This window comes from Candidatus Paracaedibacteraceae bacterium (assembly GCA_019636055.1).
In the GTDB taxonomy this organism is placed as follows: domain Bacteria; phylum Pseudomonadota; class Alphaproteobacteria; order Paracaedibacterales; family Paracaedibacteraceae; genus Paracaedibacter.
In genome coordinates this window covers 405,148-425,887 of sequence record JAHBYH010000001.1, presented here as the reverse complement: position 1 = coordinate 425,887, position 20,740 = coordinate 405,148, and the positions used below count along the sequence as shown (strand labels likewise).

The 20,740-nt window shown below is 41.8% G+C and carries 16 protein-coding genes; 15 read left to right on the top strand and 1 reads right to left on the bottom strand.

Features of this window, described 5'->3' with window-relative positions:
* Positions 1–3: 3 nt before the first annotated feature.
* The 8 genes from KF820_02010 (at position 4) to KF820_01975 (ending at position 11,877) form a co-directional block, all read left to right on the top strand.
* Positions 4–759, top strand: coding sequence for a MetQ/NlpA family ABC transporter substrate-binding protein (locus KF820_02010; protein MBX3457124.1), 756 nt, complete (start codon positions 4–6; stop codon positions 757–759).
* 141 nt (positions 760–900) lie between these two features.
* Positions 901–2,244 (top strand): MFS transporter, encoded by a 1,344-nt coding sequence (locus tag KF820_02005; GenBank protein MBX3457123.1) that lies wholly within the window; start codon positions 901–903, stop codon positions 2,242–2,244.
* Between the two features lie 144 nt (positions 2,245–2,388).
* Complete coding sequence (locus KF820_02000) at positions 2,389–2,958, top strand: DUF1013 domain-containing protein (GenBank protein ID MBX3457122.1); 570 nt, start codon at positions 2,389–2,391, stop codon at positions 2,956–2,958.
* A gap of 78 nt (positions 2,959–3,036) precedes the next feature.
* On the top strand, positions 3,037–4,431 hold the full coding sequence (locus KF820_01995) for a nitronate monooxygenase (GenBank protein MBX3457121.1): 1,395 nt from the start codon (positions 3,037–3,039) through the stop codon (positions 4,429–4,431).
* Positions 4,432–5,358 carry a threonylcarbamoyl-AMP synthase gene (locus tag KF820_01990; protein MBX3457120.1) on the top strand — a complete coding sequence of 309 codons (927 nt, stop codon included), beginning with the start codon at positions 4,432–4,434 and terminating at the stop codon, positions 5,356–5,358.
* A 38-nt stretch (positions 5,359–5,396) separates the two neighbouring features.
* Positions 5,397–8,243 carry an excinuclease ABC subunit UvrA gene (gene uvrA / locus KF820_01985; GenBank protein ID MBX3457119.1) on the top strand — a complete coding sequence of 949 codons (2,847 nt, stop codon included), beginning with the start codon at positions 5,397–5,399 and terminating at the stop codon, positions 8,241–8,243.
* Positions 8,244–8,299: 56 nt separating this feature from the next.
* Complete coding sequence (locus KF820_01980) at positions 8,300–10,411, top strand: type I secretion system permease/ATPase (protein ID MBX3457118.1); 2,112 nt, start codon at positions 8,300–8,302, stop codon at positions 10,409–10,411.
* A complete protein-coding gene (locus KF820_01975) occupies positions 10,408–11,877 on the top strand; it encodes an HlyD family type I secretion periplasmic adaptor subunit (protein MBX3457117.1) in 1,470 nt (489 codons plus the stop codon). Before KF820_01980 ends, KF820_01975 begins: the two co-directional genes overlap by 4 nt.
* 2 nt (positions 11,878–11,879) lie before the next feature.
* Here KF820_01975 and KF820_01970 read toward each other — a convergent pair whose 3' ends face one another.
* A complete protein-coding gene (locus tag KF820_01970) occupies positions 11,880–12,641 on the bottom strand; it encodes an SIMPL domain-containing protein (protein ID MBX3457116.1) in 762 nt (253 codons plus the stop codon).
* Between the two features lie 152 nt (positions 12,642–12,793).
* On the opposite strand from KF820_01970, the gene KF820_01965 reads away from it, so the two are divergent.
* The 7 genes from KF820_01965 to KF820_01935 all read left to right on the top strand — a co-directional run bounded on the left by KF820_01965 (position 12,794) and on the right by KF820_01935 (position 20,739).
* Positions 12,794–13,372 carry a winged helix-turn-helix transcriptional regulator gene (locus KF820_01965; GenBank protein ID MBX3457115.1) on the top strand — a complete coding sequence of 193 codons (579 nt, stop codon included), beginning with the start codon at positions 12,794–12,796 and terminating at the stop codon, positions 13,370–13,372.
* Positions 13,369–13,869 (top strand): transcriptional activator RfaH, encoded by a 501-nt coding sequence (locus tag KF820_01960; protein ID MBX3457114.1) that lies wholly within the window; start codon positions 13,369–13,371, stop codon positions 13,867–13,869. Before KF820_01965 ends, KF820_01960 begins: the two co-directional genes overlap by 4 nt.
* A gap of 70 nt (positions 13,870–13,939) precedes the next feature.
* Positions 13,940–15,664 carry an ABC transporter ATP-binding protein gene (locus tag KF820_01955; GenBank protein MBX3457113.1) on the top strand — a complete coding sequence of 575 codons (1,725 nt, stop codon included), beginning with the start codon at positions 13,940–13,942 and terminating at the stop codon, positions 15,662–15,664.
* A gap of 47 nt (positions 15,665–15,711) precedes the next feature.
* Entirely contained in the window at positions 15,712–16,719 is a 1,008-nt protein-coding gene (gene pseB / locus KF820_01950; GenBank protein ID MBX3457112.1) for a UDP-N-acetylglucosamine 4,6-dehydratase (inverting), read from the top strand.
* A complete protein-coding gene (pseC, locus tag KF820_01945; protein MBX3457111.1) occupies positions 16,719–17,888 on the top strand; it encodes a UDP-4-amino-4,6-dideoxy-N-acetyl-beta-L-altrosamine transaminase in 1,170 nt (389 codons plus the stop codon). The genes pseB and pseC overlap by 1 nt, the downstream gene beginning before the upstream one ends.
* 2 nt (positions 17,889–17,890) lie before the next feature.
* A complete protein-coding gene (locus tag KF820_01940) occupies positions 17,891–18,718 on the top strand; it encodes an aldo/keto reductase (protein MBX3457110.1) in 828 nt (275 codons plus the stop codon).
* The gene (locus tag KF820_01935) at positions 18,715–20,739 is read left to right on the top strand and encodes an aminotransferase class III-fold pyridoxal phosphate-dependent enzyme (protein ID MBX3457109.1); all 2,025 of its coding nucleotides are present in this window, start codon (positions 18,715–18,717) and stop codon (positions 20,737–20,739) included. Before KF820_01940 ends, KF820_01935 begins: the two co-directional genes overlap by 4 nt.
* Position 20,740: the final 1 nt, after the last annotated feature.

The following is a 20,740-nucleotide window of genomic DNA, read 5'->3' as shown; positions in this document are numbered from 1 at the left end:
CAGATGAAAAGAATATTATTTCTTGCTGCATTGATAATAACGCACAGTTGTGCAGCTTTTAAATTAGGCGTAACTGCTGGCCCTCATGCGATGATTGCAGAAAAAGTAAAAGATCTTGCTAAAAAACAAGGCATCGATATCGATGTTGTCGAGTTTAATGATTTTGTCCTGCCTAATATTGCCTTGAATGAGGGAAGTCTGGATGCCAATAGTTATCAGCACCAACTTTTTTTGGATGCCCAAGTTGCGGATCGGGGATTTAAGCTCGTTTCTGTCGGGAAAACTGTCTTGATGCCGATGGGCGGATATTCTAAGAAAATTAAGTCTGTTGACGCGTTAAAGGAAAAAGCTATTATTGGTATTCCGAATGATCCGACGAATGGTGCGCGTGCTTTGTTGTTGTTGGCAAAACAAGGATTGATTGAGCTTAAAGACAGAAAACTCCCGGGGATTTTTGATATAACTAAGAACTCAAAAAACTTGGTTATCAAAGAAATGGATGCGCCACAGTTGCCGCGATCATTGGATGATTTAGATTTGGCTGTGGTTAATACGGATTGGATTGTTTTGGCAAAAATGGATCCAAAGTCAGCGTTGTTTGCAGAAGATAATAATTCACCTTATGCCAATATCATCGTGGTCCGTGAAGCAACTAAAGATAATGATGATGTAAAGACGCTTGTTAAAATCTACCAGTCAAATGATGTTCGAAAGTTTGTCGACGAAACTTTTAAGGGGGCTGTGATTTTTGTTGGATGAATTTTTTAAAAAAAGAGTGTTGAATATTCTGTGCAAAAAACGTTAGTATCATATTGAATAAAAAACAGCCTTGATTTTAATTTTTTATATACTTATATCAGGGGTGTATTTTTACAAACCCAAGTTCAAGAGGATTGGTTCATGACAGTACAATTGAAGCAAGAAAATCCTGATCATCAATCTCTTGGCGAATTGCCCACCGATTCCTGTTCTCAGCAGGATTTTTTTTTGTCAAGTGTCATGAATAAAACGATGTCCAAAAAGAAAGCAATCCCATCAACTGTGTGGTTGATTGGTATGGTTATGTGTCTCATCAATATCTCGTACATTGTGATCTATAGTTTGTCAGCTTTGTACTTGAATACATCTCTGGGGGTGGATATGCGCCTTATTGGGATTGTCGAAGGATCCGCTGAGGCGCTGTCTTTTGTTATGAAGCTCTTTTCTGGTGTCATTAGTGATTATTTCCGTCGCCGTCGTCCTATTATGTTAGTTGGGTATTTTATGACCGTTATTAGCAAGCCGATGATGGCAATTTCTTCTAACTTTGTGAATGTATTTGCTGCGAGGTTATTTGAGCGTGTAGGGAATGGTATTCAGGCCACACCGCGTGACGCAATTGTTGGGGATGTCGCGCCTGTTGAGCAACGGGCAGCTAGCTTTGGTTTGATGCGCTCTCTTGGAACGGCAGGGTCCTTTATGGGGGGGATTCTTGGGTTTTTAGCAATGTTATATACGGCTAATAATTTTCAGCAAGTCTTTTGGCTTGCCTCAATCCCTGCATTTATAGCATTTATCGTGCTGGCCTTTTATGTCAAAGAGCCAAAGTCACACGTTGATAATGATGGTCAGGTTGTCAAAATTAAATCAAGTCGTCGACCGATTCGCTTTGAAGATCTAAAAAATTTGGGAACGAATTATTGGACACTGATGATCATTGTTTTGATTTTTATGGCTGCTCGATTTAGCGAAACGTTGATGGTTCTTTATTCGCACAATACCTTTGGCATGGATAAAACCTATGCCCCGCTTATTATGAGTATGTACAACCTGACTTACAGTGCATCATCTTATCCCAGCGGTTTGTTTGCTGATAAGTATGGGCGCAAAACTGTCATGTTGTTTGGTGTTTTCTCGCTAGCGTTATCTGACTTTTTCATGTATACGGCGACAAGCTTGCCGATGTTCTTTGTTGGTGTTGTCTTGTGGGGTATTCAATTGGGGATTGTTCATAACATGTTTGTGTCCTTAATCACGGATTATGTTCATGAAGACGTTCGCGGAACCGCAATTGGTACCTATTACTTGATCGCAGCAATCGGGTCTTTTGCAGCAGGGGCTGGTGGTGGTTTTATCTCGCATCATTATGGAATTCAAACCATCTTTTTAGGAAGTTTGATTGTTGGTTCTCTTGCGTTAGCTGCGATTTTTATGTTGCTGCCTAACAAGAAAGAAGCTGCGCCGACGATAGTCACTAAAGCTTAGATGCAGGAAATAGTCAAGCATACCTCTCTTCATAGAGTGGCTTTGTGATAAAATGCGGTTTTTAAAAAATGGGTGGCATTTTATCGTGAAACGCAGTAAAACTTGTTATAAGTAATTAATTTATTTTTTGTGGAGACTTTGATAATGACCGCCCCACTGATGCCAAAGGCGACAGCAATTTGGCTGGTTGAAAATACAGCCTTAACGTTTGATCAGATTTCTGAATTCTGTCAGTTGCATATTCTCGAGATTCAGGCTATTGCTGATGGTGAGTCTGGTGGTAGTATGATTGGATTGGATCCGATTACGGCTGGTCAGTTATCTGATGAAGAAATCAAACGGTGTGAAGCGGATCCGTCAGCACAGCTTGTGATGAATCCGATTGTAACGGCTGATTCCGTTCTTGGTAAGAAAACCCGTAAATATACACCGGTTTCGAAACGTCAAGACCGCCCGGACGCGATTGCTTGGCTCATTAAATTCCATCCTGAATTGCCGGATGCTGTCGTAGCAAGATTACTTGGTACAACGAAGAATATGATTAATTCAGTTCGTGGTAAAACCCACTGGAATAGCCAAAATATTAAACCCCGTAGTCCTGTTCATCTTGGTTTATGTCGTCAAGGTGAATTGGATGCAGCGATTGCAAAGGCTCAGGCTGAGTTGGCAAAAACTGGTGCTGTTCTGCCTTCTGTGAATCCAGCAGAAGAGTAAGGCAATTATTGATTGTTGCGTCATTAACGGCATCGCCTGCGAATGGTTGGTGCCTAAAATAACAATAAGGAAAAAGAAATGATTATTAATCCCATGATGATGTCCGGTAAAGAAGTTTACCCTTTGGTCGAAGGCGGTAAAGGAATTGCCGTTTCAACAGGCCAAAGTGCAGGATCTTGGGCTGCTGCAGGTGGGATTGGTACATTTTCAGCGGTCAATGCTGATGCGTTTGATGAAAATGGAAACTTCATTCCTGTTGTTTATCATGGTCGTACGCGCCGTGAACGCCATCATGAATTGATCAATTATGCCATTAAAGGTGGGATCACTCAGGCGAAGATTGCTCATGAGATGTCAAATGGTAATGGCCGAATTCATATGAATGTTTTGTGGGAAATGGGGGCTGTTGAACCTATCCTTCATGGCGTTCTCTCACAAGTTAAAGGACTGGTTCATGGTGTGACTTGTGGGGCAGGGATGCCTTATAAGTTGGCTGAGATTTGTTCTCACTATAAGGTTTTTTATTATCCGATCGTTTCATCAGCTCGCGCATTTTCTATCTTGTGGAAGCGTGCTTATGGTAGATTTACTGACTTTTTGGGTGGTATTGTGTATGAAGACCCGTGGTTGGCTGGTGGCCATAATGGATTGTCCAATACCGAGGATCCTAAAAGACCAGAAGCCCCGTATGACCGTGTTAAAGAATTGCGCCGTGTTATGAACGAAGTTGGTTTAGCTGCAACACCAATTATTATGGCTGGTGGTGTTTGGTGGTTAAGTGAATGGCAGCACTGGATTGATAATCCTGAGATCGGGCCTGTTGCTTTTCAATTTGGAACCCGTCCACTTTTGACGCAAGAAAGTACAATTTCTGATGGATGGAAAAAGAAACTTCTAACGTTAAAAGAAGGTGATATCTACCTAAATAGATTTAGCCCGACAGGTTTCTACTCATCGGCTGTTGAAAATGACTTTTTACGGGGATTAATCGGGCGTTCTCAACGTCAGGTCCCCTTTACCACTGAGGCTTTTGGCGATCATACAGAAGAACTTGCTATTGGTGCACGGGGTCGTATTGTATTTGTAACATCGCATGACAAAGAAAATGCTCAAAGCTGGATGGCTCAAGGCTTTACCCAAGCAATGCGAACACCAGATTCAACGCTCGTTTTTGTTACCCCTGCTGATGAAAATCAGATTGTCAAAGATCAAATTGATTGCATGGGATGCTTGTCGGCCTGTAACTTTAGTAATTGGGCGCAAAATGAAGCGGGAACAACTGGTAAAAAGGCTGACCCTCGTTCTTTCTGCATTCAAAAAACGTTGCAAGATGTCAGCCATGGTGGTAATCCGGAACAGAATCTTTTATTTTCTGGGCATCAAGCTTATCGTTTTGGCTCTGATCCATTCTATGCTAATGGATTTATCCCCACCGTTAAGCAGTTAGTTGACCGGATTCTGACTGGGTTTTAAATGAATATCCAAGCTTTTTCACCGGAAGTATTAGAACAAGCTTGTCATCTCCTGGTTGCTGGTGATGTTGTTGCGATCCCGACAGAAACTGTCTATGGATTGGCTGCAGATGCGACGAATGACCAAGCTGTTGCTAAGATTTATGCAGTGAAACAGCGTCCGGAATTTAATCCCCTGATTATCCACTGTCATAGTGCGCAACAAGCAAAACAGTATGTTAATTTTGATGAACGCGCTGAAAAACTCGCTGATCGATTTTGGCCGGGCCCCGTAACTTTTGTGCTTAAACGGAATAAAGATTCCGAGATTTCATTGTTGGCTAGTAGTGGCTTGGATACATTAGCCGTCCGCATACCGGCTCATCCGATGGCACAAGCTTTGATTAAAGCGTATTCAAAACCCCTAGCTGCCCCGAGTGCGAACTTATCGCAAACAATTTCCCCGACATCAGCATTAGATGTTCAAGCCTCATTGGGGACCAAAGTTCCATTGATTATTGATGGGGGGAATACGCAAGTTGGGGTTGAATCGACGATTATTGACCTAAGCGACAATATTCCTGTGATTTTGCGACCGGGTGGTCTATCTATAGAACGAATCCAAGATGTTATTGGTCCTGTGATTCTTGGGGGGCACGACGGAGCGATTAAGGCTCCGGGGATGATGGATCGTCATTATGCTCCCTCGGTCAAAGTCAGATTAAATGTTGCTGCCCCGTTGTCCGGTGAGAAGTACTTAGGTTTTGGGCAAATGGAATGTGATTTGAATTTAAGTGAGTCCGCAAATCTTGAGGAAGCAGCTGCAAATTTGTTCCGTATGATTCGCGAGCTGGATCATCCTGGCGTTTTAGCGATTGCTGTCGCGCCTATCCCAAATCATGGATTAGGATTAGCGATTAATGATCGATTGCGGCGTGCGGCGTCTTAAGTTAGATTGTTTTTTTATAGGCAACTAGGGTAACTATCATGACTTCAACCATATCTATTCGCGGTGCTCGTGAACATAATCTAAAAAATATTAATGTGGATATTCCACGGGATAAGCTTGTTGTCATTACAGGGTTGAGTGGGTCTGGAAAGTCATCGTTGGCTTTTGACACACTGTATGCTGAAGGTCAACGTCGTTATGTTGAAAGTTTGTCAGCCTATGCCAGACAGTTTTTACAATTGATGCAAAAACCGGATGTCGATTCCATCGAAGGGCTTAGTCCTGCTATTTCTATTGAACAAAAAACAACGTCTAAAAACCCCCGCTCTACGGTTGGAACGGTGACGGAATTATATGACTATTTACGTCTGTTGTTTGCTCGAATTGGCGTGCCATATTCCCCGGCAACAGGGCTGCCCATTGAAGCTCAGACAGTGAGTCAGATGGTTGATCGAATCTTGGCTTTGTCTGAAAAAACACGACTGCTTTTGTTGGCGCCGATTGTGCGGGGGCGAAAAGGCGAGTATAAAAAGGAAATACTTGATCTTCGTAAAAAGGGGTATCAGCGTATCCGTATTGACGGTACTGTTTATGATATAGAAGAGGTGCCAGATCTCAATAAAAAAATTAAACACGACATCGAAGTTGTTGTTGATCGTATTGTTGTTAATCCGGATGTCGCTACGCGGTTAGCTGACTCACTAGAGACAGCTCTATCATTGAGTGATGGCTTGGTTTATGTGGAAAATGCTGATACCAAGGAATCATTTACTCTATCCTCTAAATTTGCTTGTCCCGTTTCTGGTTTTACGCTAGATGAAATTGAACCTCGTCTGTTTTCCTTTAACTCACCCCATGGTGCGTGTCCAACATGTGATGGGCTTGGGATTCAGATTAATTTTGATCTGCGACTTGTGGTGCCTAATCCAGCTTTGACAATTCAGCAAGGGGCGATCGCACCGTGGTCAACAGCCGATAATATATCCAAGCGTGCTGCGCATGTTTATGAATGGTATTTACAAACTTTGGCTGCGGTTTGTGAGCAATTTGGTGGGGATGTGAATACTCCTTTTGAAAAATTAGGGTCAAATCTTCAGCACGCGCTATTATATGGAACCGGGGATCAAGAACTAACAATTCTGTATGATGACGGCTATCGTAAGTTTAAGTCCACAAAACCGTTCGAGGGTGTTATTCCGAATCTTGATCGTCGCTGGAAGGAAACAGAAAGCGATTGGATGCGGGAAGAGCTAACCAAGTATCAAACAACCACGCCGTGTCAATCGTGTGAGGGATATCGCCTTAAGCCAGAAGCCTTAAGCGTGAAGATTGCCGGAAGATCTATTGGTCAAGTGACTCAGTTGTCTATTGAAGAGGCTGCACTGTGGTTCACAGGACTTGATTTAACACAAAAACAGCAAGACATTGCTCATCGAATTCTAAAAGAGATTAACAGTCGCCTGATGTTTTTGGTCAATGTGGGGCTGGATTATTTGACATTATCGCGTTCGAGTGGGACGTTATCCGGAGGCGAAAGTCAGCGAATTCGTTTGGCATCACAAATCGGCTCGGGGTTGACAGGTGTACTGTATGTTTTAGATGAGCCATCCATTGGTCTGCATCAACGGGATAATGATAAGTTGCTTGAGACGTTGAAACATCTGCGGGATATTGGAAATACTGTCGTTGTGGTTGAACATGATGAAGATGCGATCCGTTTGGCCGATCATGTCATTGATATGGGGCCACGGGCGGGAGCGCATGGGGGGCAGATTATTGCGCAAGGAACGCCGCAGGAAATTATGAATTCTCCAGATAGTATTACAGGGGCTTACTTAACCCATAAAAAGAAAATTGCTTTACCGGAAAAACGGCGCGCAGGGCATAAGGGTAAGAAGCTAACGCTTACAGGAGCTACTGTCAATAATTTAAAAAATGTGTCTATTGAAATCCCGCTTGGAACTTTTACGTGTATTACGGGTGTTTCTGGTGGTGGTAAGTCATCACTAACGATTGAAACTTTGTATAAAGCATTAACCAATAAACTAAATGGAAGTCGCGAGACGGGCGGTGCTTACAAGGAATTAACCGGGGTTGAGCATTTGGACAAAGTGATTGATATCGACCAATCACCTATTGGCCGAACGCCGCGATCAAACCCTGCAACCTACATTGGTTGTTTTACCAATATCCGAGAATGGTTTGCAGGATTGCCGGAAAGTAAATCGCGTGGCTATGCACCGGGGCGTTTTTCCTTTAATGTCAAGGGGGGGCGTTGTGAAGCCTGTCAGGGGGATGGTGTTCTAAAGATCGAAATGCACTTTTTACCAGACGTGTATGTTCAGTGTGATCAGTGCCATGGCAAACGCTATAATCGGGAAACACTGGAAGTTCGTTTTAAAGACAAATCTATTGCAGATGTTTTGGACATGACCGTTGAAGAAGCAACTGAGTTTTTTGATGCTCATCCATCGGTTCGTAATAAACTTGAGACACTACAACGGGTTGGGCTGGGCTACATTCATGTGGGGCAACAGGCGACGACATTATCCGGAGGTGAAGCTCAGCGTGTTAAACTGGCCAAGGAACTTTCAAAACGAGCAACGGGTAAAACCATTTATATTTTGGATGAACCAACAACGGGACTACATTTTGAGGATATTGCCAAATTATTAGAAGTTTTGCATACCCTTGTAGATCAAGGAAACACAGTTATCGTGATTGAGCATAATCTCGAAGTTATTAAAACTGCTGACTATATCATCGATATGGGGCCAGAGGGTGGCCATAAGGGTGGGCGAGTTGTCGCATCCGGGACTCCGGAAGAAATTGTCAAGGTTAAGGGAAGCTATACGGGACAATATTTGAAGGGGTATCTTGCTTAAATTAACTTAGCCTTAACATATCTTATCTATACTATTCTCCACAACAGGAGAATGCCATGTCGCTCATTGCTGCCTTAGAGCTTTACACTCATTTAAAAGGGGCTCCTCAGACTAAAGAATCTCTCTTGGCAGGGATTGCCGCAGGAGACGAAAATAGCCTCGAGTATTTTTCTCGGGTGGCGGCTCGCGTTGGGCTCGAGGCTAAGGAAGAACGACGCCCTCTTGCGGAATTATATCATTTTTCATTGCCATGCTTTGTGCGATTGAAAAATGATGACATTGTCGTTGTTACTAAGGTTGGTCGCGAAGATATTACTTATATATCTCCCCAAGATTGGGATACAAAAACCACATGTACTCTGATTGAATTCAATGATATTGCAACAGATACAGTTATACACCTTAGTCATACATTGCGGCCTAAATCTGATTTCTTTTCTGTTTTTGGTTGGTTCTGGAATATTATTAAACAACACAAATCATTATACTTCCAGGCAGGTTTGGCAGGCGGAATAGTTAATTTATTCTTGATTGTTACGACATTTTATTCTCTGACTGTTTATGACCGGGTTGTGCCCCATCAGGGATATGATACTTTGTGGGTTCTAACTATTGGTGTTCTTTTTATCTATTTATTAGATGGAACACTTCGTATTATCCGATCTAACTTTATTGATCAGGCTAGTAAAAAAGCAGATGTACAAATCGGGTCGAGTCTGTTTGAAAAACTGATGAATGCGCGGATGGACTTTAAACCGGCCTCTTCAGCGTCTATGGCTTTTCATTTGAAAGAATTTGAGTCTTTACGTGAATTTATGTCATCTGGAACGTTAGTTACGCTGTCTGATTTGCCTTATACAATTCTTCTCTTGATTGTTATTGGTTTAATTGCAGGAAATATAGTTTTTATCCCCATTATTGCTATTATTCTGATTTTGTTAGTAAGTTTTTTGGTGCAACCATCCTTGTCCAACTATGTCAAACGACTAAACGAAGTCAGTGAGAATAAATACAGCACCCTAATTAATTCATTAATAAATCTTGAAGTTGTAAAATCTTTTAACATGCACACAAAAGTCCAAACCCAGTGGGAAAATGTTTTAACGAATTCTGCTGAACTGAGTCATGATCTTAAGCATTTTAGTCATGTGGTTGGGACAATTACATCGATTATTCAAAATATTGCCTATGTCATGATTATTGTTGCCGGGGTTTATAAAATCGGAGAAGGTGATTTAACTTTCGGAGGGTTGATTGCGTGTTCAATTCTAACGTCGCGAACCTTAGGGCCTGTTTCGCAGATCGTAGGACTTATTGGTCGGATAAATCAATCAATTTTTTCAATCCGTGAATTAAGCCACATTATGAATATGCCGCAGGAACGACAAACTCATCAGGGCTATCAAGGGATTCCTAACCTTAACGGGACTGTCGAGTTCATTAATGTGGATTTTAACTATCCGGGGCAACGTCTTAAGAGTCTTCGAAACTTTAATCTAAATATTCCATCGGGAAGTCGACTTGCTTTTATCGGTCGTGTTGGGTCAGGCAAGACAACCTTTGAGAAACTGCTCATGGGCCTGTATCAGCCATCGTCGGGCCATATTTTAGTCGATGGCATTGATGTTGGCCAACTTGATCCTTTTGAGCTACGTAACCATATCGGCTATGTGCCTCAGGATATTACCTTGTGGCGAGGAACATTAAGGCACAATATTATGGCAGGCCTTCTGAAGGTTGATGATGATAAATTTATGCAAGTGTGCGAACTTGCCGGTGTTATGGATTTTGTTCGATTGCACCCGCAAGGATTTAATATGATGATCGGCGAGGACGGATCGGGACTATCCCAAGGACAAAAGCAGGCCGTTGCACTGGCTCGTGCTTTGATCACTGATCCTAAAATTATTTTGATGGATGAACCCACAGCCTCAATGGATCCTCAATCCGAAGCTAATTTCTTAGAGCGGCTTAATCATTATCTAACAGATCAAACTTTGATTTTGGTGACACATAGAATGACAGCCTTGGGAATTGTCAATCGCGTTGTCTTAGTTGAGCAAGGTCAGGTGTTTATGGATGGTCCAAGAGATGACGTTTTGCGTAAATTGAGCGAAGTTCGTCAGAAAAATACTGAGATGAAAAAGAATGATGGAGCCGAATCATGAAAATGACCAAAAAGGAAGCTCTTAAGTTGTTCAAGCGATATGTAAAAGTAGGAATGAAGTGCTGGAATAAGCTCTTAGTGTTCTTAGCCAATTTTAAGCAAAATATTGCTGTCAGAATAGAGGCATATTTACATCGATCTTTGGATCGTGAAACTGTTCAGCAGACGGAAGGTCATCGTTTATTTACACAGGATATCTTGAAGAAATATGAAGCAAATCCATCGGGTCTTATTTTGCGTGTTATTAGTTGGGGCCTTGTTATCTTTGTTTTATGGGCGAGTTTCTTTCATATTAATGAGACGGTCAAAGGAATAGGGCAGGTTGTGCCATCTAAACGACTTCAGGTTATTGATAATCTTGAGGGGGGAATTCTGACGGATATCCTTGTGAAAGAGGGTGATGGGGTTAAACGAGGGCAGATTATCGCTAAGCTTGACTCTACTCAAACAGCAGCGAAACTAAAGGAATATAAAGAAGATGAGGCGCGGCTTCAGCTTACGATTCAACGCGTTAAAGCTCAAGCTAATAATCAACCTTTTATACCATCAGAGGATCTTGTTCAAAAATTACCTGACCTTGTTAAGCAAGAGATTGATCTCTATAATGCAGCTATTGCTAAATATAAAGATGATACTGTTATTGCTGAAAAAGAATTAGAGGCGGCAAAATCTGCTTTAAAAGAAGCTCAGGAAAAAGAAAAATTCCTTAAGGAACAATTACCCTTATCTGAAGAGCAGGCAACAATTACGCAAAAACTAACAGAAAAAGGGTTATATTCTAAATTACGGTATATCGAAGCTAAAAAAGCATTGCTGGAGCTGAAAAGTCAGATGTCATCATTGAACGAGCAGCTTCCAAAGTTCAAAGCAGCTATTGAGCAGTCTCAACAAAAAATTAAAAAAGTAAAATCAGATTATGATACGCAAACCCAACGAGAACTTAAAGATACTGAGTTTAAGTTGGCAGAGACTGCTAGTAATAAAGCGATTATGATTGATCGCATGGAACGTCAAGACATTAAGTCACCTATTGATGGAATTGTGAAAGAAACTCTTGTCAAAACTCAAGGTGGTGTTATCCAAGCGGGACAAGATATTATGACGATTGTTCCGCAAGATGATGAGTTATTAATCGAAGCAAAAATTGCCCCGGATGATGTTGGATTTGTTCATAAAGATATGCCTGTACGTATTAAAGTCACAACTTTTGATTTTACCATATATGGGCAACTGGATGGAGTTGTCGAAAATGTTAGTGCCGATGCCTTAATGGACAAACAAGAACGCCCTTATTTCCGAGTCGATATTCGTGCCAAGAAGAATTATCTCGAGCACTATGGAAAGAAACTCCACATTAACGCTGGGATGCAGGTTAACGTGGATATCGAAACAGGGCGTCGCACAGTCATGGCATTCATCTTGAAACCCATTTTAAAGACGTTCGATCGATCTTTTACTGAGCGCTGAACTTATTCTTTGACGCTATAAGTCATGGTAACTACAATTTTCACGACTTTGTTGATGGACGACGTGTCATAGGTTCCGTAGTCAGAGATGTCGCTTGAGTTCGGTGCTGTGACTTGGAATACGCCTTGTCGTGCATTTAAGAGGCGTCCAATTTTATTTCCGCTATTGAGGGCGAATTGGTCTGCCCGTTCCTTAGCGCTTTTACTGGCGTCAGCAAGAAGACTGACTTTTAAAGCGTCAAGTTTATCGCTGGGGTAGTAAAACCGAACAGAGCCAGCGCTAACGTCGTGTCCCTGGAGGTTCAGATCATTAATCTTAGCAGGGAGTCCTGATAATTTTTGGACGTCTTTGGATACAACTTCAACGTTTTGTGATAGCTCGTATCTTTCTATTTCATTGGTTGTATATTGTCCGTCAGGGCTCTTTTTATAAACAGCAATGCGGTAAATTGCTCCCCAAGTAATATCATCTTGAGGATATCCTTCCTTTTTAAGAAGATTTAACATTATTTGTTTTTGTTCTTCGATGGCTTTGTAGGCATTAACCGCATTAGCATTGCTTGCATTGATGGTACCTGACCAAATACCACTTTCTGAGACAATCGGCTTTTCTGCATATCCCTTAACTTGGATATAATTTTGCGACTCTTTAATCGTAATATAGGTTTTTGTAGCAAGTGCTGTGCAGACAATTAGGGCTATACCTAAGGCTATGCCTAATCCGGTTTGTGATAAAAGCCCTGATGACTTAGATTGTTCTGACATGATCTGGTTCCAAAGGTTTAAGTGGTATATCAATCACTTTAAAGTTATTTAAATCAAAAGAAAAGAGGGAAACAAGGGTTAAAACTTCCCTTGCAAAAATGCTATTCCCATATTATGTTTTGTTCATGAACAAAATAATATCAAATCTTTAAATGGCAGCCTTTCAGGATACACGCGAAGAAACAGAAACCAAAGTTTTGGTTCATCTCTTGACTGAGATTGAGCGCAATCCTGTATTGACTCAACGATCCATGGCCGATGAATTGGGAATTGCCTTGGGTTTGATGAATCAGTATCTTAAAAAATGCGCGTCTAAAGGTTGGATTCGCGTGAGTCAAATCTCACCAAGACGAATTAAATACTTCTTAACGCCTGAGGGAATGCGAGAGAAAACAATTATGGTTCGTGACTATTTGACGCGATCCATGAGTTTTTTTAGGGATGCCAAGAATCAATGCGATGTGGTCTTTCAATTGTGTCAGTCTCAAGATGTTGCGTCATTGGCCTTGATTGGGGCAGGGGATCTTGCGGATATTGCAGAACTTGTTAGCACGTCTTATAAAATCAAAATTCAAGTGGTAAGTTGCCATGATGATCTGACTAACTTTGATCGGGTTTTGGTAACTGATGTGGTGGAGCCACAAGCAACTTATAACACCATCAGTCGTTTGATTGTGCCAGATAAAATTTTGACGCTTCCATTGTTGCATATTTCAAGGGGAACTAAATGATTTCCTGGTGTGTTATTCAAACTCAGCCCAATAAAGAATATGTTGCGAAAACAAATTTACTGCAACAGGGCTTTGAGGTATATTTACCTCAGATCAAGAAAATTCGTAAGCACGCTCGGAAAGTTGATGAAGTATTGGTACCTCTTTTTCCTCGCTATGTCTTTGTCGGATTGGATTTGGCACGGGATGCTTGGCGTAGTTTAAACGGAACTCGCGGCGTCAGTCATGTCCTGACAGGGGAATCTCATAAACCATCGGTTGTGTCAGCTGGTATTATTGATTCTTTGCGTCAACAAGAGGAAGCAGGGATTCTTCCTGTAGAAGGAGCCTTGGCTTTAGTTGCCGGAGATGAAGTGCAAATTCTACGCGGTGCTTTTGAAGGACAAACTGGGATTGTGCAAACTTGGACGGATCAGCAACGGGTGCAGGTCCTCTTAAAGTTCTTAGGTCGTGAGACTCATGTGTCACTGCCATTTTCTATTGTTGAGCGCGCTTAGCAATAGAGTTATTAATTTATGATGTAGTCTGGTTGATTTTCACCCGGACTGCGGTAGCATTGGAAGAATTATGTCAACGCCATCTATTGTATCAGCCTTAAAGAAAATGAGAGGTCTTCTCAAGCGGGAAGAAAAACTCAAGTGGTTGGCTATTGCCGGATTTGCTGTTGGTACATCTGTCTTTGAATTGGTGACAGCGTCCATTATTATTATTTTTGCTCAGGTTTTGAATGATCCGGAGCTGGGGATACAATACTTTGCAAAATATGGTGTTGAGGTTGTTTCCGCCGGACGGGCTGTTGTTTATGTTGCCCTGATGGTTGGGATTATTTATCTTTTTAAAAATGTCTTTGCAGCGTTTGAGATTTTCTTCCAAAACTTTTCTGTTCAGAAAATGAGTTACCATTTTAAACTTCGCATGATGGAACTTTATTCAAATATGGATTATAGCGTATATTTGACACGTAATGCTGCACAAGGGGCACAGGTCATTGGAGGAGATTCTAATCTTGTTTATACGAGCGGGATGATTTCTGTTGCGACCATTTTGTCAGAAGGAATCATCTTTGTTTGTCTGGTGGGTATGATCGTTTATATTAATCCTGTTCTAGCCGTGTCTATTTTTTCTCTTGGTGGAATAATTGCCTTGTTTTTAACAAAGTATTTGTTGCCTAAGTTTTATGGGTATGGCCAAAAACTTCAAGCGGCAGATCTACAAGCTTGGGGTAAGTTAGTTCAATTTTTTCATGGCTTTAAAGAAATAGTTCTTTTGGGTAAACGTCGTGAGTTTATCGATAGTGTTGCTGAGGATTTTCAAACAAAAGCCCATGTGCAAGCGATTCAAACAGCGGTTACAACTGCGCCCCGCTTGGTGATTGAGGTCTTGTTTATCGGGATTTTTATCGCGGCTGTGGCGATCATGTGTTTTAACCATGAAGCACCCCGTGACATGATGGGAATTATGGGAGGCTATCTTTATACGGGATTTCGTTTGATGCCTGGTCTTAATCGGGTGATTAGCCAGTTAAATCTGTTTAAATCAACGATTCCATCCATTGATCGAGTCTATCAAGAGTATCATCAAAGTTTTCTAAAAGATACTTATGTTGATGCACCAGATTTGACGTTTAAGTCATCTATTGATGTACAGGATGTCAACTTTAAATATCAGAACACAAAACGCTTAGCCTTAAATAATGTGACGTTGTCGATTCAAAAGGGTGAGTGTATTGGTGTTGTAGGGGAAACTGGTTCTGGCAAATCAACCTTAATCGACATGATTTTAGGACTTTTGAAACCAGAGCAAGGGCGTATTGTTATCGATGGTCAATATCCGGCGAATTCTCCGCAGTGGCATCAGCATATTGGTTATGTTCCGCAAAGCTTAAATATGATAGATGCGTCGATTGCACAAAACATTGCTTTTGGTGAGAGTGAAGTCGATGAGCAACGCCTTAGTGAAGCTGTTGATGCGGCACAGTTGCGTAAATTTATTGACCAATTGCCTGAAGGGCTTGAAACGGTTGTCGGAGAGCGTGGTATTCGGTTGTCAGGGGGAGAGCGTCAGCGAATTTCTATTGCGCGTGCCTTGTATCGCAATCCGGATGTCTTAATCTTTGACGAAGCAACATCTGCCCTAGACAACGATACCGAAGCAAAAGTGATGGAGACCATTCATTCAGTTAGCCAAAACCGCACGGTTATTATGATTGCGCATCGTTTGACGACACTGAAGGACTGTGATCGAATTGTAAAAATGGATAAAGGGCAGATCGTCGAGATCGAAAAGAAATAACTATTCAGTCTATGGCCTGAATAGCTTCGTAAATCAAAGGAAACAAAATGCTTAAAAACTTTCTTATTAAAAAACCTGATTTAGATGGCAAAACAATCTTAGTTACGGGTGGGACTGGGTCATTTGGAAATCAGTTCGTCAAAACGGTTTTAGAAAATTATAAACCTAAAAAGCTGATTATCTTTTCCCGCGATGAGCTAAAGCAATATGAAATGGCTCAAAAATTTCCTGAATCGAAATATTCATGTATGCGTTACTTTATCGGTGATGTTCGTGATTTTGATCGTCTAGACATGGCATTCCGTGGCGTTGATATTGTGGTGCATGCCGCAGCTCTAAAACATGTTCCGATTGCTGAATACAATCCGTATGAATGCATCAATACGAACGTTGTTGGCGCTGAAAATATCGTACGTGCAGCTCTTAAGAATGGGGTTCAAAAGGTTCTGGCCCTTTCTACTGATAAAGCCGTTAGTCCAATCAATCTCTATGGTGCAAGTAAACTTGCGGCAGAGAAGATCTTTGTGGCTGCAAATAATATTCGTGGTGAAGATCCAACCATCTTCTCAGCTGTTCGTTATGGTAACGTCGTTGGTTCCCGTGGAAGTGTTGTGCCGTTCTTTAAGAAACTATTGGCTGATGGTGTTGAGTCTTTGCCGATTACCGATGATGCGATGACTCGTTTCTGGATTACTTTACCTCAAGGTGTTGATTTTGTTCTATCGAACTTGGCATTGATGCAAGGGGGAGAAATCTTTATCCCGCGCATCCCAAGTATGAAAATCACAGATTTAGCAACGGCACTTAAGTCTGATGTTAAGACTCACATTATTGGAATTCGCCCGGGTGAAAAACTCCATGAGTGGATGTTGACGTCTGATGAGGCATTACAAACAGTTGAAACCGAAGATCGCTATGTTGTTCTTCCGAGTTTTGTCAAAGACTGGCGTCAGGATGTGCCGTATAAGCACCTAACAGAACGTTTTGTTTATTCTAGTGAAACCAATGATGATTGGTTGACAACAGAACAACTTCAAGAAATGATTGACGCATAATGATTCCTTATGGTCGACATCAAATAACTCAAGATGATATTGATACTGTTGTCAATGTCCTAAAGGGGGATTGGCTCACTGGCGGTGCAGCTGTTGAAGCTTTTGAAGCTGAGCTGGGTCGCCAAGTACAAGCCAATCACACAATTGCCTGTTCAAATGGAACAACAGCGTTGCATTTGGCTTTGCTTGCTTTAGGGGTTGGTTCAGGTGATGTGGTTCTTGTCCCTGCTATTACCTTTCTAGCATCGGCAAATGCGGCTCGTTATGTGGGGGCGGATGTTGTCTTTGTGGATGTTGACCCGAAAACGGGATTGATGACAGCCGAAACACTATCTGCAGCCATTATGGCTCATAAGGATAAAAACCTTAAAGCTGTTGTCAACGTCCATCTTGCAGGGCAAGTCGAAAAACTTAAAGAAATTGCCACTGTTGCTCGTCAACATAATCTGAAAATCATTGAAGATGCAGCGCATGCGGTTGGTAGTGTCTATACTATTGATGGAACTCGCTATCCGGTAGGGGCGAATGCATTCTCGGATGTCACGACATTTTCTTTCCATCCTGTTAAAACGATTGCGATGGGTGAGGGTGGGGCGATTACAACAAATGATGATGCTTTGGCAAAAAACATGCGTTTAGCGCGGAGCCATGGCATGGTTCGTCATCCATCTGAGTGGTTGAATGATGGAGAAACAGGCGTATGGTATTATGAAATGCACGACTTGGGATATAACTACCGAGTTAGTGACATCAACTGTGCCCTAGGGTTGAGTCAACTGAAAAAACTAGCTACCTTTAAGGCCCAACGTCAAGCGATGATTGATTTTTACAACCAAGCTTTTGCTGCTAATAATATCGTTCAGCAAATACACCACCATGAGTGGTCTGAGACGGCTTGGCATCTCTACCCAGTATTAATTGATTTCAATCAATTGGGTATGACGCGAGCTGAGGTGATGGAGCATCTTAAAAAAGCAGGGATTGGAACTCAGGTTCATTATATCCCGTTGTCGCATCAACCTTACTATAAAGCATTGTATGGTGAGATTATTCTGCCGGGGGCTGAATCTTATTATTCAAAGTGTTTAAGTTTGCCGCTTTATGTGGGGCTGACGACGGAAGACCAACAAAAAGTCGTTAATCAACTTTTCTTGTGCGGAAGAAAATAATAGTGATGTTGCAAAAAGTCCTTTTAGGAACCGCTAATTTTGTCAAGCCATATGGGGTGCTTTCTGATGGCAAAAGCTTGTCATCCAAAACAGCATCCGAGGTTTTGTCTTATGCAAAATCTAAGGGGCTTTCCGGATTAGATACGGCACTGGGATATGGGAATTTAACAGAAGTCGTTCCACCGCAGGATTTGCAAGGTCTAAGAATTATTACTAAGATCAGTGTTCTTGATGAAGTTAATGATGCTATCCAGAAACTATCGGCAACTCAAATCCCGTATTATGGAATTTTGATTCATGATCCTCAGAATTTAGCTCAAGTTTCAGCAGAACAAATTCAAGAGTTAATGACAGGTCTTAAAAGTGCATTTCCACAGGCAAAATTAGGCATTTCTATTTATGAACCTGAGGAGTTATATGCATTTGCCTCATATTTTATGCCTGACCTTATTCAAATCCCTTTGAATCCGTTTAACCAAATCTGCAAGACAGACCCGTTTGTTGAATTTATAAGATCAAATAATATTGAAGTTCATGCTCGGTCTTTATTTTTACAAGGCATTCTGTTGGCTGATGATTTGCCTGTGGGATTAGCTCCTTTAAAAACTCATTGGTTGGATTTGAAGAAAAAAATACAAGGAAATACATTGCCCTCCTTATTAAGTTGGGCGATGGCGCAGGATTTTGTGTTTGCTTGGGTCTTGGGTGTATCGAGCGTACAAGATCTTGAACAAATTATTGAAGCTCTACAGAATCAGACTGCTGTTCCTGAATTTCAACCAGTGGATCACCCTCTTATTAACCCCAAAAACTGGACGTTTTTATCATGAATAAAGTTGTCATCATCCAAGCGCGTATGGGATCTACACGTTTTCCAGGGAAAGTTTTGGAAAAGCTTCAGGATAAAACAATTATCCAATGGGTTGTTGACCGAGCTCGTCGAATTGCTTTGATTGATCAGGTTGTTGTTGCAACATCAACAGAGTCCCAAGATGATGCTATTTATGATTACTGCCAAAACAACCAGATCGATTGCTTTCGTGGAAACGAATCAGATGTGCTGGCGCGCTATTATGAAGCAGCGACAACTTATAAGGCTGATATTATCATGCGAATTACGTCTGACTGCCCTTTGCTTGACCCAGCATTGGCATCTCAGGTTTTACACTTGGTGGTAACTGATTCGGCGGATTATGCGTCAAATGTTTTGCCGGCGACGTGGCCTGATGGACTCGATTGCGAAGTTTTCACGATGGCAGCACTGATCCAAGCCCATGAAAACGCAACACGACCAAGTGATAGGGAACATGTAACGCCGTATATTCGTAATAATCAATACAAATTCCGCGTTAAAAATGTCCCGAGCGTTGGAGTCAATCTAAGCGATCATCGCTGGACTGTTGATTCCCCTGCAGACTTGACTTATATCTCTGATATTGTTGCGTATTGTAAGTCTGAGCCAACCACATGGGATGTCTTAGCTGTGCTTGCGGCACATCCGGAAATCAAACGCCCAGACGAAAAACGTAACGAAGGTTTTGCTAAATCTTTAAAGGAAGAGATAACATTTAACACAGACTTTTCAATATCAAATGAATTGCTGAAACGTGCTCTTGGGACAATTCCACTCGGATCACAAACATTCAGTAAGTCCTATATTCAATATCCAGAAGGAACATCCCCGATGTTTCTCACCCATGGTGTTGGTGGGCGCGTTTGGGATGTGGATGGCAATGAATATGTCGACCTTGTGAGTGGTTTATTGCCTGTTGTTTTGGGGTACAATGATCCGGATGTTAATGAAGCGATTCAAGACCAATTATCTCGCGGGATTTCATTTAGTTTAGCCACGGACTTGGAATTCATTTTAGCTGAAAAGTTATGCCAGTTGATTCCCTCTGCTGAAAAAGTACGTTTTGCTAAGAACGGTACGGATGTAACATCGGCGGCTATCCGACTTTCGCGAGCCCACACCGGCCGTGAACGTGTGATTGCTTGTGGATACCATGGTTGGCAAGACTGGTACATTGGGACGACGACACGAAACAAAGGTGTTCCAAAGGCTGTGTCTGAATTGACCTCAGTGGTACCGTATAATGACCTTGAAAAGGCAGAAGAGCTTTTGAAAACAGAGCAATATGCTGCCTTTATTATGGAGCCTTGCAATGTAGCTGCACCTCAGCCCGGATATTTGCAAGGTCTAAAGGATCTATGTGAAAAATACGGAACGGTCTTTGTTTTTGACGAGGTTGTGACCGGATTCAGATTTGCCAATGGCGGTGCGCAAGAATATTTTGGCGTAACCCCGCATTTGTCCTGTTTTGGAAAAGCCATGGGTAATGGTATGCCAATTTCAGCAATCGTTGGCCAAGATCACATCATGAAAGAAATGGAAGAGATTTTCTTCTCTGGAACTTTTGGTGGGGAAGCGTTATCCTTGGCTGCATCCATTGCGACAGTTGATAAAATCATTCGTGAGAATGTCACGGATCAACTTTGGAGTTATGGTTCAGAAATTGGGACGCAAGCACAAGCGATATTGAAATCCTATGATTTAGACCAAGTTATTGGGATTATAGGCTTAGCACCGTGGCAAATTCTGGCGTATAAAGATTACGGAAAGTATAGCGGTTTTGATATTAAGACCCTATTTGTAGAAGAGATGCTGAAACGCGGAATTTTGATTAACGGATCGTTCAATGTGAATTTTGGACATACCGCTGTCGATCAGATCAAAATTTTGGATGCGTTCAGAGATGTTTGTGGGATTGTGGCCGATGCTGTTCATCAAGATCGATTGTTCGATATCTTGAAGACACCATCAATTAAACCACTGTTTAAAGTGAGGTAGG

Bases quoted from the DNA above. Each gene is read 5' to 3' on its own strand.
- KF820_02010 (MBX3457124.1), top strand. From the start codon at position 4: ATGAAAAGAATATTATTTCTTGCTGCATTGATAATAACGCACAGTTGT.
- uvrA (MBX3457119.1), top strand. From the start codon at position 5,397: ATGACTTCAACCATATCTATTCGCGGTGCTCGTGAACATAATCTAAAA.
- KF820_01990 (MBX3457120.1), top strand. From the start codon at position 4,432: ATGAATATCCAAGCTTTTTCACCGGAAGTATTAGAACAAGCTTGTCAT.
- KF820_01975 (MBX3457117.1), top strand. From the start codon at position 10,408: ATGAAAATGACCAAAAAGGAAGCTCTTAAGTTGTTCAAGCGATATGTA.
- KF820_02000 (MBX3457122.1), top strand. From the start codon at position 2,389: ATGACCGCCCCACTGATGCCAAAGGCGACAGCAATTTGGCTGGTTGAA.
- KF820_01965 (MBX3457115.1), top strand. From the start codon at position 12,794: ATGGCAGCCTTTCAGGATACACGCGAAGAAACAGAAACCAAAGTTTTG.
- KF820_01960 (MBX3457114.1), top strand. From the start codon at position 13,369: ATGATTTCCTGGTGTGTTATTCAAACTCAGCCCAATAAAGAATATGTT.
- KF820_01955 (MBX3457113.1), top strand. From the start codon at position 13,940: ATGTCAACGCCATCTATTGTATCAGCCTTAAAGAAAATGAGAGGTCTT.
- KF820_02005 (MBX3457123.1), top strand. From the start codon at position 901: ATGACAGTACAATTGAAGCAAGAAAATCCTGATCATCAATCTCTTGGC.
- KF820_01980 (MBX3457118.1), top strand. From the start codon at position 8,300: ATGTCGCTCATTGCTGCCTTAGAGCTTTACACTCATTTAAAAGGGGCT.
- KF820_01970 (MBX3457116.1), bottom strand. From the start codon at position 12,641: ATGTCAGAACAATCTAAGTCATCAGGGCTTTTATCACAAACCGGATTA.
- pseB (MBX3457112.1), top strand. From the start codon at position 15,712: ATGCTTAAAAACTTTCTTATTAAAAAACCTGATTTAGATGGCAAAACA.
- KF820_01995 (MBX3457121.1), top strand. From the start codon at position 3,037: ATGATTATTAATCCCATGATGATGTCCGGTAAAGAAGTTTACCCTTTG.
- KF820_01935 (MBX3457109.1), top strand. From the start codon at position 18,715: ATGAATAAAGTTGTCATCATCCAAGCGCGTATGGGATCTACACGTTTT.
- pseC (MBX3457111.1), top strand. From the start codon at position 16,719: ATGATTCCTTATGGTCGACATCAAATAACTCAAGATGATATTGATACT.